This is a genomic window from Streptomyces sp. NPDC102406, assembly GCF_044765725.1.
Taxonomy (GTDB): domain Bacteria; phylum Actinomycetota; class Actinomycetes; order Streptomycetales; family Streptomycetaceae; genus Streptomyces.
In genome coordinates this window covers 519,554-535,230 of record NZ_JBIWKP010000001.1, presented here as the reverse complement: position 1 = coordinate 535,230, position 15,677 = coordinate 519,554, and the positions used below count along the sequence as shown (strand labels likewise).

The window sequence follows — 15,677 nt, the reverse complement described above, 5'->3', positions numbered from 1 at the left end:
CACCGAGGCGGCACGCAGCAGGCACTTTTGCGGGCAGAGCCGACCAATCAAGATCACTTACGGGTGGGGCCCGGGCGTGTTGTCGGTGGCAAGTGCGAGGATGCCTCCAGCACTGGCTGACGTGCCCGTAGCGATGGGGGAATCTGCGGTGGGGGGACCGCGGGCTGTTCCGTCCCGGGCGCCCGCGCAGAAGGGACCGCAGACGGCGATGCAGATCCGCCTTACCGTCGTAGACCCCCTGGGCACGCGCCCCGACGCCGCCGCGCGTGAGGGAGCCGCGGGCAGCTCGGTCGACGTGCTGGTCACCGCGCCGACGGGCACCGCGCTCGCCGCCGTCGCCTCCGGCCTCGCCACGGCCGTCGCGGGCGGTGACGCCCCTTCCTCCGTCCTGTACGCGGGTGCCGAGCGGCTCGACGCACAGCGCTGCCTCCTCGGTGAGCCGCCGCTGATCGACGGCGCGGTGCTGTCGCTCGGCGCCCCCACCGATCCCGGGCCCGAGCCCGACGGCGCGGCGGCGCAGCTCCAGGTGGTGGCGGGGCCCGACGCGGGCGGTGTCCATCTGCTGCACGGCGGCCGGATCCGCGTCGGCCGCTCCGCCGACGCGGACGTGCCGCTGGACGACCCCGACGTGTCCCGGCTGCACTGCGCGGTGACGCTCGCCGCGGACGGGCAGGTCTCGGTGAAGGACCTCGGTTCGACGAACGGCACGACGGTGGACGGCCGCCCCCTCGGCGACCGCCCCGTCCGCCTCTCCTCCGGCGCCCTGCTGCGCCTCGGCGAATCGGCGCTGCGGGTCGCGGTCGCGGGTGACGCGGCGCGTCCCGCACCGGTGCGGACGGCGCCGGACGGCGAGGGGCATGTACGGGTCGCGGCGGGGGGTGGGTCCGGGGGGCTGCCGCCCGGGGGCGCCGGGTCCGAGACCATCGCCACGCCCCACCACCCCACGCCCGCCCCGGAACCCGCACCCGATCCCGAACCAGAACCCGAACCTGAATCCGAATCCGAACCCGAATCCGAATTCACGTCCGACGGAACCCGCCACGCCTACGGAGACGCCTCCTGGGGTGCCGCCGGGGAAGGGGGCGGGGCTGTGGTGCCCGGGCAGGGGGGCGCTCCGGACCTGGAGCGGACGCGGCTCGGTACCCCGGCGCGCGGCACCCCCGTCCCCCGCGCCGCGCGCCGCCGTGGCGGGCTGGGGCGGCTGTTGCGGCGCGGGCGCGACGAGCAGGATCAGCAGCACGAGATCCACGAGCCGTACACCCTGCGCACCCCGCACACGCCCGAGTCGCAGGAGGAGGCGCTCGAGCCCGCGCCGCTCGCCGGGGCACCTGCCGCCGAGACGTGGCCGGACGCCGCGGCCCTGTTGCTGACGGCGCTCGGGCCGGGGCCCCGGCTGTGGGAGCGCGGGCCCGGGCATCCGGAGGCGCTGGCCGTGCGGCTCGGCACCGTCGACCGGGCGGGGCCCGGCGGCGCGGGGCTGCTGCCCGCGGTCCCGGTGACCGTGGGGCTCGCCGAGGCGGGTTCGCTGGGTCTGGCGGGTCCGCGGGCGCGGCTGTCGGGGCTGGCCCGCTGTGTCCTCGCCCAGCTCGCCGCGTTGCACGCGCCGGACCGGCTGGAGATCGTACTGATCGCCACGGACCGGGCCAGGACGGTGCAGCAGCGCGTCGCCGAGTGGTCCTGGCTCGGGTGGCTGCCGCATGTGCGTCCGGCGCACGGTCAGGACTGCCGGCTGCTGCTCGCGTACGACCGCGATCAGGCGGCGGCCCGCACCGGTGAGCTGTTGCGGCGTCTGGACGACCATGCGGCGGGGCTCAGGCCGGGCCGCGCGGACTCGCTCGGCGCCGAGGAGGCCGTGGTCGTACCGACGGTCGTCGTCGTCGACGGTGACCCCGGGTCCGCGACACTGCGGGAGGCGACCGTGCGGCTCGCCGCCGAGGGCGCCCCGGCCGGGATCCACGTGCTGTGTCTGGCCGAGGCGCCCGCCACGTCTCCGGCGTCGCCCGTCGCGGAGTCGTACGAGGCGGCGTGCGCCGAGAGTCCGGCGTTTCGCGCGTGCGGTGCCGTGGCCCTGCTCAGCGGGGACGTGGCGACGGCGTTGCGGCTGCACCGGGCGGCGCACGGACAGCCCGTCGGGCACGGCACCGTCGCCACGGTGGACGCCGTCTCCCGGCCCTGGGCCGAGCGGTTCGCGCGGGCCCTCGCCCCGCTGCGTACGGATGTGGCGGGCGCGTCCGATGCCCGGCACGCGCGCGTGACGGCCCCGTTGCCGTCCTCGGCCCGGCTGCTGGACGAGCTGGGGCTCGCGCGGGCCACCCCTGCGTCGCTGCTGGCCCGTTGGGCCGCCGCCGCGGACGATCCCGGGTCGCTGGGCGGCCGGGTGTGGGCGGTGCTCGGGGCGGGGCCGCGCGGTCCCGTCGCCGTCGACCTGGCCGCGGACGGGCCGCATCTGCTGATCGAGGGGCCCGCGGGCAGTGGGCGTACGGAGTTGCTGCGTTCGGTCGCCGCGTCCCTCGCCGCCGCCGAGCGGCCCGACCGGCTCGGTGTCGTGCTCATCGACGGCAAGAGCGACGGGCACGGTGGCGGTACGGGCGGCAGCACCGGCGGCGAGCGGGCCGAGGGGCTGCGGGTCTGCACCGATCTGCCGCACGTCACGACGCACCTCGCCGCCAACGACCCGGTGCGCATGCGTGAGTTCGCCCAGTCGCTGACCACGGAGCTGAAGCGGCGGGCCGAACTCATAGGGCGTACGCACTTCACGGAGTGGCACACCCAGCGCGCCGTCTCGGGGCGGATCATCGCCCAGCGTGTCGCGTCGTCCGCGCAGGGCGCCGGTGATCTGGAGGCGCCGCCGAGTTCGACGATCCGGCTGCGTCCCGGTGGGGCGCGGCAGAAGACGGAACCGGCGCCTCCGCTGCCGCGGCTCGTGGTCGTCGTCGACGATCTGGACGCGCTGCTCGCGCCGCCGCTCGGCTCGCCGGGGCGGCCCGCCGCGGGGTCCGTCGTGCGGGCCCTGGAGGCGGTGGTGCGGGACGGGGAGCGGCTCGGGGTGCATCTGGTGGCGGCGTTCGCCTCCGGCGGGGCCCCGGGGTGGACGGCGCGCCCGCTGGTGGTGCTCGATCCGGTCGGGTCGGGTGCGGAGGATCCGGCGCCGGGGCGCGGCCTGCTGCACCAGACGGACGGCCGGGACGTGGGCCTCCAGGCGGGGCGCGTGACCGGCCGGATCCCGCGCACGGCCACGCAGCGGCCGACGGTGGTCGGTCTCGACTGGGCCCGGATGGGTGACCCGCCGGACCGCCGCCCGGTCCGGGAGCTGGGGAACGGGCCGACCGATCTGGCGCTGCTCGCCAGCGCGCTGGAGCGGGCCGCCCGGTCGGTGTCCGCCCGGGAGGTGCCGTCGCTGTTGTGAGGCGCGGACGGGCCCGGGGAGCCGGTCGGCCGTTCGACGTAAGCGGCACTTAAACCAACTCCCGGGCTCCGTAATGAGATTGACGCATCACGACCCCGTCACGATCACCGCCGGGACAGCACGGGCACTCTTGCCGGTTCTCCCTGGTCGGGCGTAGACCAGTGCGCACGGGACACCGCTCGGTACGAGACACCGCTCAGTACGTGCGTTCAGCGTTCAGGACGAGAACGGGGCAGCGATGCGCAGCACTCTTCGGACACCCATATACCGCCGGGCCCTCGCGGCCGTGGCCGTGGGCTCACTGGCCCTCGCGCTCACTTCCTGCGGGGATGGCGACAAGGACGACAAGTCGAGCGGGGGCGACGCGAGCAAGTCGCCCTCCTCCGGCCTCCAACTGCCCAAGCTGGACGGTGAGTCGCTGGAGATCGCCGCGGTGTGGACCGGCGACGAGCAGAAGAACTTCAAACAGGTCCTCGCGGAGTTCGAGAAGCGGACGGGCGCGAAGGTCACGTTCGTTCCGGCGCAGGACCCGATCATCAACTTCCTGGGGTCGAAGGTGGCCGGTGGCGCGCCGCCGGACATCGCGATGCTGCCGCAGCCCGGCGCGATCAAGCAGGCCGTCGACAAGAAGTGGGCCAAGCCGCTCGGCACGGAGGCCCAGGCCCAGCTCTCCAAGAACTACAGCCAGGGCTGGCAGGACCTGGGCAAGGTCGACGGGAAGCAGTACGCGGCCTACTACAAGGCCGCGAACAAGTCGCTCGTCTGGTACAACAACGCGGTCTTCGAGAACGCGGCGGCCAAGGTGCCGAAGACCTGGAAGGAGTTCCTGGCGACCGCGCAGACGATCTCCGACTCCGGGGTCACGCCCATGTCGATCGGCGGGGCCGACGGCTGGCCGCTGACCGACTGGTTCGAGAACATCTACCTCTCCCAGGCGGGCCCGGAGAAGTACGACCAGTTGGCCAAGCACGAGATCAAGTGGACGGACCCGTCCGTCAAGGAGGCGCTGACCACGCTCGCGCAGTTGTGGGGCAAGAGCGACTTCCTCGCGGGCGGCAACAAGGAGGCCGTGCAGACCGAGTTCACCAAGTCGGTCGAGCAGACCTTCACCGGCGGCGACCAGCCCAAGGGCGCCATGGTCTACGAGGGTGACTTCGCGCAGGTCAACATCGAGCAGACCAAGGCGAAGGTCGGGACGGACGCGAAGGTGTTCCCGTTCCCGGCGGTGGGCGCCCAGATGCCGGTGGTCAGCGGTGGTGACGCGGCGGTGATCCTGAAGGACTCGAAGGCGTCGCAGGCGCTGGTGACGTGGCTGGCCTCGCCGGAGGCGGCGACGATCCAGGCCAAGCTGGGCGGTTACCTCTCCCCCAACAAGAGCGTGGACCTGTCGGCGTACCCGAACGAGGTGCAGCGCACCATCGCCAAGGCGCTCATCGACGCGGGCGACGACTTCCGCTTCGACATGTCGGACCAGACGCCGCAGGCGTTCGGCGGCACGCCCGGCAAGGGCGAGTGGAAGGCGCTCCAGGACTTCCTGGTGAACCCGAAGGACGTCGCGGGTACGCAGGCGACGCTGGAGGCCGACGCGGCCAAGGCGTACAAGGACTGACGCGGCGATGACTCCGGCCGCCGACGGCGGCGGCCCGGACCGCACCCCCAAGGCGCCTGTGACCACAGGCGACTTGGCGGCTGCGTCCGGGTCCGCCCCCGCACAGGGTTCACCACGGTTCAAGAGCGTGACCGGTACGCGCAGGACGGTCGCGCTGCTGTTCCTGCTGCCCGCGCTCATCCTGCTCGGCGCACTGGTCGTGTATCCCATCGGGTACTCGGTCGTGCGCAGCTTCTTCGACGCGTCGGGCGGCTCGTTCATCGGGTTCGACAACTACGAGACGCTGTTCACGCGCGAAGACACCAAAGCCGCGATCAACAACAACATCTTCTGGGTGGTGCTCGCCCCGACGGTCGCCACGGCGCTCGGCCTGATCTTCGCCGTGCTGACGGACCGCATCCGCTGGGGCACCGCGTTCAAGCTGGTCGTCTTCATGCCGATGGCGATCTCGATGCTGGCCGCGGGCATCATCTTCCGGCTCGTGTACGACCAGGACCCGGAGAAGGGCGCGGCGAACGCGGTGTGGGTGGGCATCCACGACACGTTCGCCGATTCCTCCGCGTTCCCGAAGGCGCATCCGCGGCCGAACGGGGAGCTCGCCGGGAAGAGCGGCGGCCCGTTCCTCACCAAGGAACCGGTGCGGGCCGGGCAGCCGGTGAAGCTGGCGCTGGTCGGGGTCGCCGCCGACCAGATGCCGAAGGACGCGAAGCCGGCGAAACAACCGCGCGGCGCGTCGTCCGGGGTCACCGGCACCGTCTGGCAGGACTTCACCCTCGGCAAGGGCGCGGGCGGCCTCAACGGCATCGACTCCACCGAGCTGGGCTATCCCGGCATGAGGATCGAGGCGGTCAAGGGCGACAAGGTGGTGGCGTCCGCGTCGGCCGCGGCGGACGGGACGTTCAGCCTGCCCGCCGCGGCCGACGGGGCCAGGCTCCGGCTGCCCGCCTCGAACTTCGCGGAGCCCTACAACGGTGTCGACTGGCTCGGCGACAAGAAGTTCTTCACGATCCACCTGGGCGGGTTCGACCTCTACCTCAACATCGTCACGACCTCGATCATGGTCTCGTACGTGTGGATGTGGGCCGGGTTCGCGATGGTGCTGATCGGGGCGGGGCTCGCCAGCATCCCCAGGGAGCTGCTCGAGGCGGCCCGCGTCGACGGGGCGTCGGAGTGGCAGGTGTTCCGGCGGGTCACGGTGCCGCTGCTCGCGCCGGTGCTCGCCGTCGTCCTGGTGACGCTGATGATCAACGTGCTGAAGATCTTCGACCTGATCTTCATCATCGCGCCCGGCGCCTCGCAGGACGACGCCAACGTACTGGCGCTGCAGCTCTACCGGTCGGCGTTCAGCGAGGGCAACGAGGGCCTGGCGAGCGCCATCGCGGTCCTGCTGCTGCTCCTCGTGATCCCGGTGATGTGGTTCAACATGCGGCGACTTCGACGGGAGGCACGACCATGACCACCGTCGACGGGACAGTGAAGGCGCGGCGTTCGTTCGCGAGCAGGGTCACGGAGAAGGTCAGCGGCGGGTTCCTCCAGTTCGTCCTCATCCTGGTGGGGGCGTTGTGGCTGGTGCCGACCATCGGGCTGCTGCTGTCCTCGCTGCGCACCCCGGAGGACATGTCGGCGAGCGGCTGGTGGAAGGTGCTGAGCGAGCCCTCGCAGCTCACCTTCGACAGCTACACCAGCCTCCTGGAGAACTCCGACATCACCCGGTCGCTGGTGAACACGGCACTGATCACCGTGCCCGCGACGCTGCTGGTCATCGTCATCGGCTCGCTCGCCGGGTACGCGTTCGCGTGGATGGAGTTCCCGGGCCGCGACTGGTGGTTCCTCATCGTGGTGGGGCTCCTGGTGGTGCCGGTGCAGCTCGCGCTGGTGCCGATCGCGAAGCTCTTCGGCGACATCGGGATCTTCGGCTCGCTGTTCGGCGTGATCCTCTTCCATGTCGGGTTCGGGCTGCCGTTCGCGGTGTTCCTGCTGCGGAACTTCTTCGCGGAGATCCCGCGGGAGTTGTTGGAGGCGGCGCGCCTGGACGGCGCGGGCGAGCTGCGGCTGTTCGTCCGCGTCGTGATGCCGCTGGGCGGTCCCGCGATCGCCTCGCTCGGCATCTTCCAGTTCCTGTGGGTGTGGAACGACATGCTGGTCGCGCTGATCTTCACGGACACCGACAGCCAGCCGATCACGGTCGCCCTCCAGACCCAGGTCCGGCAGTTCGGCAACAACATCGACGTGCTCGGGCCGGGTGCGTTCATCTCGATGGTGGTGCCGCTGGCCGTGTTCTTCGCGTTCCAACGCCAGTTCGTGTCCGGCGTCATGGCGGGCGCGGTGAAATAGCGGCGCAGCGAGGAGGCGAGGGGCGGGGGCCGCGCCCTACCGTTCCAGGAGGGCGAACATCTCCTCCCACCTCTCCAGGACCCGCTCCTCGGAGAACCGCTGCACGTTGACGCGGGCCCGCTCCCCCAGGGTGTCCCGCAGCCGCGGGTTGCCGGTCAGGCGCAGCAGCCGGTCGGCGAGGGCGTCGAGGTCGCCGACGGGGGCGAGGAGGCCGTCCTCGCCGTCGCGGACGATCTCGCGGACGCCGGGCGCGCAGTCGAACGCGGCGCAGGGCACGCCGCTGGCCATCGCCTCCATGAGGGCCAGCGGGAAACCCTCGCCGCGGGAGGACTGCGCGAACACGGAGGAGGTGGCGAGGGCGCCCGGTACGTCGTCGGTGCGGCCGAGCCACCGCACCGACGTGTCGAGGCCCAGCTCGGTGCACTGCCGACGCAGTCGCGGTTCGTCCGCACCGGCCCCGTACACGTGCAGTTGCCAGTCCGCGCGGAACGGCGCGACCTTCGCCCAGGTGTCGAGCAGCATGTCGACGCCCTTCTGGTCGGCGAGCCGGCCGATGGAGCAGACGACCTTCCCGGTGCGCGGCGAGGGGACGGCGGGCAGGTGGGCGAGGGCGTTGGGCAGGAAGTCCACGTTGTTCAGGCCGTCGGCCGCCCAGGTGTCGGCGTCCTCCTGGGTGAGCACCAGCCAGCGGTCGACGTGCGGGTAGTGCCGCTTCACCCAGCGGTAGCGGTGGCAGGCGCGCGAGTAGCCGTACGACTCGTGGCTCATGCCGATGACCGTGAGGTGCGAGGTGTCGATCTCGCGCAGCCACTCCATCGGCCACACCTGGGTGACGATGACGACGGAGCCGGGCCGCGCCGCGCCCAGGATCGACGCGAGCCTGGCGACGGCCCGCTTCCTCGCGGCGATCCTGCGGGCCTCGCGGCGGCGCGCGGGCACGCTGAGGCGGCGGGCGCCGCGCGGCGGGTCCGGGGTCGGCGGGTGCTCCGGGTAGAGGCTGGTCACCGGGTAGTTGGGGGCCGTCGGCACCGCCATCTTCAGGTCGGACTCGTAGACGCCGATGACGTGCACGCGGTGGCCCGCGCCGGTGAACGCGCGGGCCATCTGGTGGGTCCAGGCGGTGACGCCGCCCAGTTCGTCGGCGCTGTTGGCGACGAGGAAGAGATCGCGGGCCGCGGTCATGAGCCTGCCTTTCGCGTGAAGAGGGCGTCGACGACGGCGCGGGCGGCCCCGCCGTCGTCGTACGTCCCGAACTCGGCGGCGAACGCGCGCCGCGCCTCCCGCCAGTCGCCGTCGGACTCCTTGATCCCGGCGAGCGTGCGGTGCAGCTCGTCCTGTGTCGCGACGACGGGACCGCCGGCGCGGGCGCGCAGGTCGAAGTAGCTGCCTCGGTCGGCGGTGTACGCGTCGAGGTCGGGGGCGAAGTGCACGAGGGGCCGGTCGAGGAGCGCGTAGTCGAACATGATCGACGAGTAGTCGGTGACCAGCACGTCGGTCAGACAGAGCAGTTCGCTGACGTCGTGGTGGGCCGAGACGTCGAGGACGGTGCCCGGCGGGGTGACCGGCAGGGTGGCCGCCTCCATGTAGTGGGCGCGCACGAGCAGGACGTGCGTGTCCCCGAACCGCTCGGCGAACGCCCGCACGTCCAGCGGCAGTCGGACCTTCCTGTTCTTCGGGGCGCCGCGGAACGTGGGCGCGTACAGGACGACGGTGCGGTGGTCGGGGATGCCGAGCGCGGCAGCGGGGGCCGGGCGGGGGAAGCGGCCCTCGCGTTCGTCACGCGCCCTGGCCGCCACGAGGCGGTCGTTGCGCGGGTAGCCGACGCGCAGCAGGCGTTCCTCGGGGATGCGGTAGGCGCGGGCGAGTGTGCGCACGTCGTGCTCGGAGCGGACCAGGAAGTGGTCGAACCGGTCGACGGCGCGCGCCAGCCGCTCGCGCTGCGGGGCGTTCTGCGTCTTGTGCCGGATCTCGTCGAAGCCCATCCGTTTGTACGCGGAGCCGTGCCAGGTCTGGAGGTACGTGGTGTGCCTCGGCTTGTCGAGGGCGTGCGGGAAGCCCTGGTTGTCGACCCACCACTCGGCGCGCGCCAGCGCCCACAGATACCGCCAGGACCAGCGGCGTACGAGCCGCGCGTCCCGCGGGAAGCCTTCGGGCGAGGTGGCGTAGGACCAGATGGCGCGCGCTCCGCGGCGGCGCGCGACCAGCTCCTCGTGGACGGCGCGGGGGCTGTCGCCGTAGGACGTGCCCATGTGGCTCTCATAGACGACGGTGCCGCGGCTGACGGGCAGACGGCGCAGGTACCGGTTGTAGACGTGGGTCTTGACGCGCTGGGAGTGCAGCGCCTCGTACCGCTCGCGGAGCTTTCTTCCGAGTCGCCTGGCCGTGCGGGCCGGGCGGAAGTGGGTGAGGTACCGGACGAGGGCGGCGGCCCTGCGGGCGGCGCGTCCGCGCGGCAGCAGGCACACGGCGAGGTGGTGCCCGGTGGTGACGTAGGGCTGCCAGGTGTCGGCGGCGAGGCGGGTCAGCCGGGGGCGGGCCGGGAGCGCCGCGGCCTTGCCGGGGACGGTGTCGGGTCCGGCGAACAGGTCGAGCGGGGGCAGGAGTCCACCGTCGACGGCGAGGCGCAGGCGCAGGTCCCATACGCGGTCGCCGATGCCGCGCGGGCGCAGCGCCCGGGTGAGCGGGACGGCGGCGCGCCAGGTGAGGGCGGGCCCTGGCGCGTCCCGGAGGCGTACGTCGTCGGCGGGGACGGTCAGGGCGGGGCGGGTGGTGCCGCGGGCGGTGAGGTCGAGGGTCGCGGTGAGGACGGGTTCCTGGGCGCCGTCGGCCAGGCCGAGGGGTGCGACGACCTCGCCCTCGATGACCAGCACCCCGTTCTCGCGTGCGCAGCGGGTGACGCGGTTGAGGAGGACGAGGTCGCGGGGTGCCCGGTGCTGGTGCCCGAGTTCGGTGACGTCGTACGCGGCGTCGGTGTGGTCCGCGCTCCAGTGGACGCGGTCGCCGTGGCGGGTCAGGGGGGCCACGACGGTGCCGGGCCGCTCCAGGGCGTAGGCGGCGGTGTGCACGCCGTCCGCGTCCCCGTCGGCGAGCAGCCGGGCGGCGACCCGTTCCAGGGCGGGGAGCTGTCCGAGGGCGGCCGGTTCGAGCAGCCCGTCGAGCAACTGCCGTGCCTCGGTTGCGAGTTGCTTGCGGCGTGCGGAGTCGAGGCCGAGGAAGGCGCGGGCGCACGGCAGGACGTGGTCGGCGGTGAAGGCGTGCGCGCGGCGGGACCGCAGCCCGGGATCGGTGATCAGGGTGAGCGCGTGCCGGTGCCGGGCGACGGCGGCCGGGAGGTCGCGTGCCGGGTCGGGGGCGGCGCGGCGCGTGGTGATCAGGTGGGGCACGAGAGCGAGGCGGCGGGCGGCGACGGCGAGGTCGAGCCCGGAGCGCCGGTCCGGGGGCGCCGCGTCGAGCAGGGCGCGCCGCACGCAGTACCCGGCGGTCAGCGCGTCGTGCGTCAGCAGTTCCGGCGCCTCGGCCGCCGTGTCGAGCATCCGCGTCCTGGCGTACAGGCCGCTCTGCCACTCGGGGGCGCGCTCCCTGGTGCCGGTGCCGGTCAGCCGGGTCCAGCGGCCCGCCACCAGATCGGCGTCGCAGCGGAGGGCCGCCGCGAGGAGGTTGCGGCACGCGTCGCGCTCCAGGAGTTCGCCGGGGGCCAGCGGCAGGACGTAGGTGCCGCGCGGGGCGCCCCTGTGGACCCGGTGGGCGTGGGCGTCGGCCGGGGCGTAGTCCGCGCCGTCACCGGTGAGGGCGATCTCCGTACGGGCGAGGGTCTGGGCCAGGGCCGAGCCGACCGTGGCCCTCAGGAGCGCCGGGTCGGTGCCCGCCGGGCAGTCGACGAGGACGCTGACGTCGAAGTCCCCGGCGGCGGTCATCGGCGGCCCTCGTCCGCGCCGTGGGCCAGCATCGCGTCGGCCACCTGCGCGGCGGCGGTGCCGTCGTCGAGGTCGCAGAACGCCTCACGGAACCGCGTGTACGCCTCCCGGTGCCCGGCGACCGCGGCGTCCGGGTCGAGCAGCGCGGCGATCACCTCGTCGCTGGTGCGCAGCAGCGGCCCGGGCGCCTGCGCGGTGAAGTCGAAGTAGAAGCCGCGCAGGGAGTCGCGGTAGTGGTCGAGGTCGTAGGTGTGGAACAGCATCGGGCGGCCCGTCTGCGCGAAGTCGAACATCATCGAGGAGTAGTCCGTCACCAGCACGTCGGCGATCAGCAGCAGCTCCGCCGCGTCGGGGTGGCGGGACACGTCGCGCACGAAGTCGCAGGTGGGCACGGAGCCGCCGACCAGGTAGTGGCGGCGGACCAGCAGGACGTGGTCGTCGCCGAGCGCCGCCCGCGCCGCGGCGAGGTCGAGCCGGAGGTCGAGGCCGTACCGGCCGGACCTGCGGGGCTGGTCCTCGCGCCAGGTCGGGGCGTAGAGGATGACGCGCTTGCCGTCGGGGATCGCGAGGCGCTCGCGCACGGCGGTGGCGAGCTTGTCGCGGTCGGGGGCGTGCAGGATGTCGTTGCGCGGATAGCCGGAGGCGAGGACGGGTCCGGTGTAGCCGAAGGCGCTGCGCAGGATCGGTGTGGAGAAGCTGTTCGGGGAGACGAGCAGGGACCACTGGTCGGCGCGGGCGGGCAGGGTGGCGATGTACTTGGCGTCGGCGGAGGCGTTGCCCAGGAGGTCGCGGCCGATCCGCTTGAGGGGGGTGCCGTGCCAGGTCTGGACGACGTACTGGCCCTCGGCGCGCTCGAACCACTCGGGCAGGTGCGTGTTGGTGACGACGTAGCGGCAGCGGGCCAGCGCCTCGTGCCAGTCGGCGCTCCACAGGGCGACGGGCGTGGCCCCGGGCGGCAGCTCCACCTGCTGGTCGCGCACCGCCCACAGGTGTTCCCACTCCGTACCGCGCGCCACGAGTTCGTCGAAGATCGCGCGCGGTGAGTCGGAGTGCTGGCGCCCGTCGAAGCTGATGTAGAGGACGGCGTCGCGGCGCCGCAGGGTGCGCCCGTCGCGGTAGGCGTCGCGCAGCGCCTGCTGGGCGCCGCGTCCGCGGTCCCCCTCGGGCAGGGAGGTGCCCGAGGTGAGCAGGAGCTGGTCGTGGTGGCGGCGCTGCACGACGAAGTCCCGGCCGCCCAGCGGCTTGATGAGCGGCAGCTCCGGGTGGCGGGCGGGGGCGACCAGTACGGGCACGCCGGGGTCGCCGTCGCCGCTCGCACGCAGGTACGGGTACCAGTGGCCCTCGGCGAGGGGCAGGGTGCCGGCCGGGCCGGGGAGCGCGTGCGGGTGCAGGGCCGTCTCGAAGCGGCCGTCGGCGTGGGTGACCGGGACGACGGCCTCCTCGTCGTGGCCGCTGTGCACGAGCACCAGTTCGCGGCGGACGGCGTCGGGGTAGCTGCCCGCCAGGACCAGGCGGCCCGACTCCTCCCAGCGGAGGGTGTCGACGACGGGTCGTACCGTCTGGTCGCGCAGTTCGGTGTTGCCGGACGGGTTGGCCAGCAGCATCAGCTCGCGCCCCCCGTCCAGGCCGTAGCGGCCGGGGGCGATGTCGGGGTGGACCGGGAGCGGGGTCCAGGTGCCGTCGGCGTCGACCAGGCCGACGCCCCAGGGGTCAGCGGGCCCGTCGCTGCCGCCGAAGAGGGCGAGGGGCACGTCGGCGGCGAAGGTGCGCCCGCTGACGGTGACGGGCAGGTCGCGGGCCTCCTTGGTGCGCCAGTTCTCGACGCGCACGGCGACCGGCGGCCCGTGCTTGGCGCGCCGCAGCTCACCCGTGAGCCGCACCCGCCGCCCGTCGCTCTCGTGGGCGACGAGCCGTGCGGGCAGCCGCTCCACGCGCAGCCGCAACCGTCCGCCCCGCAGGGTGGGCGCGATCCGCAGGAAGTCGTCGAGGTAACGGACGGGCAGCGGACAGGTGCCGTTCATCCGGACGGGTCCGGTGCGCGGCAGCGGGCCGCCCGCGGGGACGGCGATCTCCAGGTTCCAGGTGGTGGAGGCGCGCCGGGTGACGAGTCTCGCCGGGTCGACGACGGTCTCGAACCCGGCCCGGTCGTAGCTGTGCAGGCCCTGCCTGGAGGCGAGGGTCGCCTCGCGCGAGCGGACGGTGCGCAGCCGCAGCGGTACGGCCCGGCGGCGGCCCGCGCGGAGCCAGGCGATGCGGGCGCGGGCGGCGATGCGGCCCGCGGGCACGTTGCGTACGTAGGCGAAGCCCTTGAGCCGCAGCATGCCGTCGTCGCTCCAGGCGGCGTGGGTGACGCGGGCCTCCAGCGGCAGGTCGGCGCGGGTGAGGGCGAGAATGTCGCGGGGCAGCGGCCGGGTGAGGACGGGGTAGTCGGCCCGGCGCCCGCGCGGCCCGCGCCGGGCCCGGAAGGCGCCCGGGTTCGCCGCCTCGTACGCCATGAGGGCGAGCAGCTCCGGGACGCGGCGTTCGCGGATGAGCTGCCAGCGCACCCGCAGGCCCAGCGGCAGTTCGGCGAGGACGGCCGGGTCGACGCGGTCGGCGAAGGAGTTGGCCTCGTCGAGGAAGGCCTCGTGGTAGGCGCCGTCCCCGTCGGGCAGCGCCTCCATGAACATCCACAGGTCACCGGCGAGCACGGAGGCGTCGTAGCGCCGCTTGGCCTCGCGCCACTCGGGCCGCCCGGCGAGGAAGGTGCTGACGTGGGTGACGGAGGCGGTGCGGTCGCGGACGGCGCGCGGGACGGCGCGCCGGTTGGAGATCGAGCCGTCGCGGTCGCGCCACAGGTAGACGGTGTCCTGGAGGACGTCGACGGAGCGGGCCAGGAAGTGGGCGGGCAGCACGAGGGGGATGTCCTCGAAGAGCACGCCCTCGGGGAAGGCGAGGGCGTGCTCGTCCCAGAAGGCGCGCCGGAACACCTTGTTGCAGGCGATCCGGTCGGTGAGCAGGTCCCAGTCGCGGGTGACGTGGGTGGCCGGGCGGGTGGTGGCCATCGCCTTGCGGAACATGGGCGACTGCTCGGTGGTGCCGTCGGCGCGCAGCCGGAACACGTTGCCGGTGACGAAGTCCGAGCCGGTCTCCTCCAGGGTGGCGAGCATCAGCTCGTACGCTCCCTCGGGGATCACGTCGTCGCTGTCCACGAAGGCGAGATGGGTGCCGGTGGCGTGCCGGACGCCGGTGTTGCGGGCCGCGCCGAGACCGGCGTTGGCCTGCTCGACGAGCCGGAACCGGGCGTCGCGGGCGGCGAACTCGCGCGCGATCGGGCCGCTGCCGTCGGTGGAGCCGTCGTCGACCATCACGACCTCGATGTCCGGCACGGTCTGCGCCGCCAGCGAGTCGAGGCAGGCGCGGAGGTAGTCCTCGACGTTGTAGACGGGGACGACGACGGTGAGGCGGGGTGTCATGCGCTGCGCACGTTCCTTCCGGCGAACGGTGAGGGGCCTGCCCGTGCACAACCGGCACCGCCGTTCCCGGTCACCGGTCCTGGGCCGTACGGGTGAGCGCGGCTACGGCTTGACCGCGATGCGCCCCTCGTCCATCCGCAGGAGCAGCAGCCGCTCGCCGGTCCGCTCCAGGAACTCGTCGACGGCCTGCCTGCTGCCCTGCCAGTAGCCGTAGTCGTCGATGAGCAGGACACCGCCGGGCACCAAGCGGTCGTAGAGGTGGTCGAGTTCGTGCTTGGTGGAGGCGTACCAGTCGGTGTCGAGCCGCAGAATCGCGATCTTGTCGGGGGCCTCGCCCGGCACTGTCTCCTCGACCTTGCCCCGGACGTAGTGGATGCGCTCGGCCGGGTAAGGGACCGACGCGAAGCCGGACTTGACGTCGTCGAGGGTGGCGTACGCCCAGATCGCCTTGTCCTTGCCGTGGCGCGCGAGGATGTCGGCGGCGGGCGTGCCGTCGCGCCGCAAATCCTCGTCGGTGGGCGGCGTCATGCCGTCGTAGGTGTCGAAGAGGTACAGGTCGCGGTCGGTCGCGCCGCAGCCGAGCAGCGTCTTCGCGCACGCCTGCATCGAACCGCCGCGCCACACACCGCACTCGACGATGTCGCCCGGGATGTCGTGGCGGACGACGTGCCGGGTGGCGAGGATGAACGCGTTGAGCCGCTCCGGGGAGGTCATGGTCCACGGCTTGACCGCGCGGATCGTCTCCTTGGCCTCGTCGTCGTAGTCGACGGGGAGCTGGAGCTCCTTGCGCGCGGCGGGCGCGGGCGGCGCGGGCTCCGGGGCCTTCGGTGCCTCGACGCGCGGGGCGGGCACCTGCGGCCGGGTGAGCTGGTATCCGATGAGGGTCCGGAGTGCGCCGTTGACGGCTTTCTTCCATGCCATGAGGCCGGACACTACGCGCATTTCACCCTCAATGTCAC

General features: G+C 73.4%; 8 protein-coding genes. 4 read left to right on the top strand and 4 right to left on the bottom strand.

The features are described from left to right. Positions 1 to 208 precede the first annotated feature (208 nt). The 4 genes from ACIRF8_RS02570 to ACIRF8_RS02555 all read left to right on the top strand — a co-directional run bounded on the left by ACIRF8_RS02570 (position 209) and on the right by ACIRF8_RS02555 (position 7,349). Positions 209 to 3,406, top strand: a complete 3,198-nt coding sequence (locus ACIRF8_RS02570; protein WP_404210068.1) for an FHA domain-containing protein — start codon at positions 209 to 211, stop codon at positions 3,404 to 3,406. A gap of 238 nt (positions 3,407 to 3,644) precedes the next feature. After that, positions 3,645 to 5,015 (top strand): ABC transporter substrate-binding protein, encoded by a 1,371-nt coding sequence (locus tag ACIRF8_RS02565; RefSeq protein ID WP_404210066.1) that lies wholly within the window; start codon positions 3,645 to 3,647, stop codon positions 5,013 to 5,015. 127 nt (positions 5,016 to 5,142) lie between these two features. Beyond that, positions 5,143 to 6,471, top strand: a complete 1,329-nt coding sequence (locus tag ACIRF8_RS02560) for a carbohydrate ABC transporter permease (RefSeq protein WP_404210064.1) — start codon at positions 5,143 to 5,145, stop codon at positions 6,469 to 6,471. Further along, positions 6,468 to 7,349 carry a carbohydrate ABC transporter permease gene (locus ACIRF8_RS02555; protein WP_404210062.1) on the top strand — a complete coding sequence of 294 codons (882 nt, stop codon included), beginning with the start codon at positions 6,468 to 6,470 and terminating at the stop codon, positions 7,347 to 7,349. Before ACIRF8_RS02560 ends, ACIRF8_RS02555 begins: the two co-directional genes overlap by 4 nt. Before the next feature lie 36 nt (positions 7,350 to 7,385). On the opposite strand, the gene ACIRF8_RS02550 is transcribed toward ACIRF8_RS02555, so the two are convergent. The 4 genes from ACIRF8_RS02550 to ACIRF8_RS02535 all read right to left on the bottom strand — a co-directional run bounded on the left by ACIRF8_RS02550 (position 7,386) and on the right by ACIRF8_RS02535 (position 15,639). Beyond that, complete coding sequence (locus tag ACIRF8_RS02550; protein WP_404210060.1) at positions 7,386 to 8,531, bottom strand: glycosyltransferase; 1,146 nt, start codon at positions 8,529 to 8,531, stop codon at positions 7,386 to 7,388. Further along, complete coding sequence (locus tag ACIRF8_RS02545; protein WP_404210058.1) at positions 8,528 to 11,263, bottom strand: CDP-glycerol glycerophosphotransferase family protein; 2,736 nt, start codon at positions 11,261 to 11,263, stop codon at positions 8,528 to 8,530. Before ACIRF8_RS02545 ends, ACIRF8_RS02550 begins: the two co-directional genes overlap by 4 nt. Then, positions 11,260 to 14,718 carry a CDP-glycerol glycerophosphotransferase family protein gene (locus ACIRF8_RS02540; protein WP_404210056.1) on the bottom strand — a complete coding sequence of 1,153 codons (3,459 nt, stop codon included), beginning with the start codon at positions 14,716 to 14,718 and terminating at the stop codon, positions 11,260 to 11,262. Before ACIRF8_RS02540 ends, ACIRF8_RS02545 begins: the two co-directional genes overlap by 4 nt. Before the next feature lie 102 nt (positions 14,719 to 14,820). After that, complete coding sequence (locus ACIRF8_RS02535) at positions 14,821 to 15,639, bottom strand: TylF/MycF/NovP-related O-methyltransferase (RefSeq protein ID WP_404210054.1); 819 nt, start codon at positions 15,637 to 15,639, stop codon at positions 14,821 to 14,823. Positions 15,640 to 15,677: the final 38 nt, after the last annotated feature.

Excerpts from the sequence above, each read along its gene's own strand:
- ACIRF8_RS02570 (WP_404210068.1), top strand. The coding sequence starts at position 209 with ATGCAGATCCGCCTTACCGTCGTAGACCCCCTGGGCACGCGCCCCGAC.
- ACIRF8_RS02565 (WP_404210066.1), top strand. The coding sequence starts at position 3,645 with ATGCGCAGCACTCTTCGGACACCCATATACCGCCGGGCCCTCGCGGCC.
- ACIRF8_RS02555 (WP_404210062.1), top strand. The coding sequence starts at position 6,468 with ATGACCACCGTCGACGGGACAGTGAAGGCGCGGCGTTCGTTCGCGAGC.
- ACIRF8_RS02550 (WP_404210060.1), bottom strand. The coding sequence starts at position 8,531 with ATGACCGCGGCCCGCGATCTCTTCCTCGTCGCCAACAGCGCCGACGAA.
- ACIRF8_RS02545 (WP_404210058.1), bottom strand. The coding sequence starts at position 11,263 with ATGACCGCCGCCGGGGACTTCGACGTCAGCGTCCTCGTCGACTGCCCG.
- ACIRF8_RS02540 (WP_404210056.1), bottom strand. The coding sequence starts at position 14,718 with ATGACACCCCGCCTCACCGTCGTCGTCCCCGTCTACAACGTCGAGGAC.
- ACIRF8_RS02535 (WP_404210054.1), bottom strand. The coding sequence starts at position 15,639 with ATGGCATGGAAGAAAGCCGTCAACGGCGCACTCCGGACCCTCATCGGA.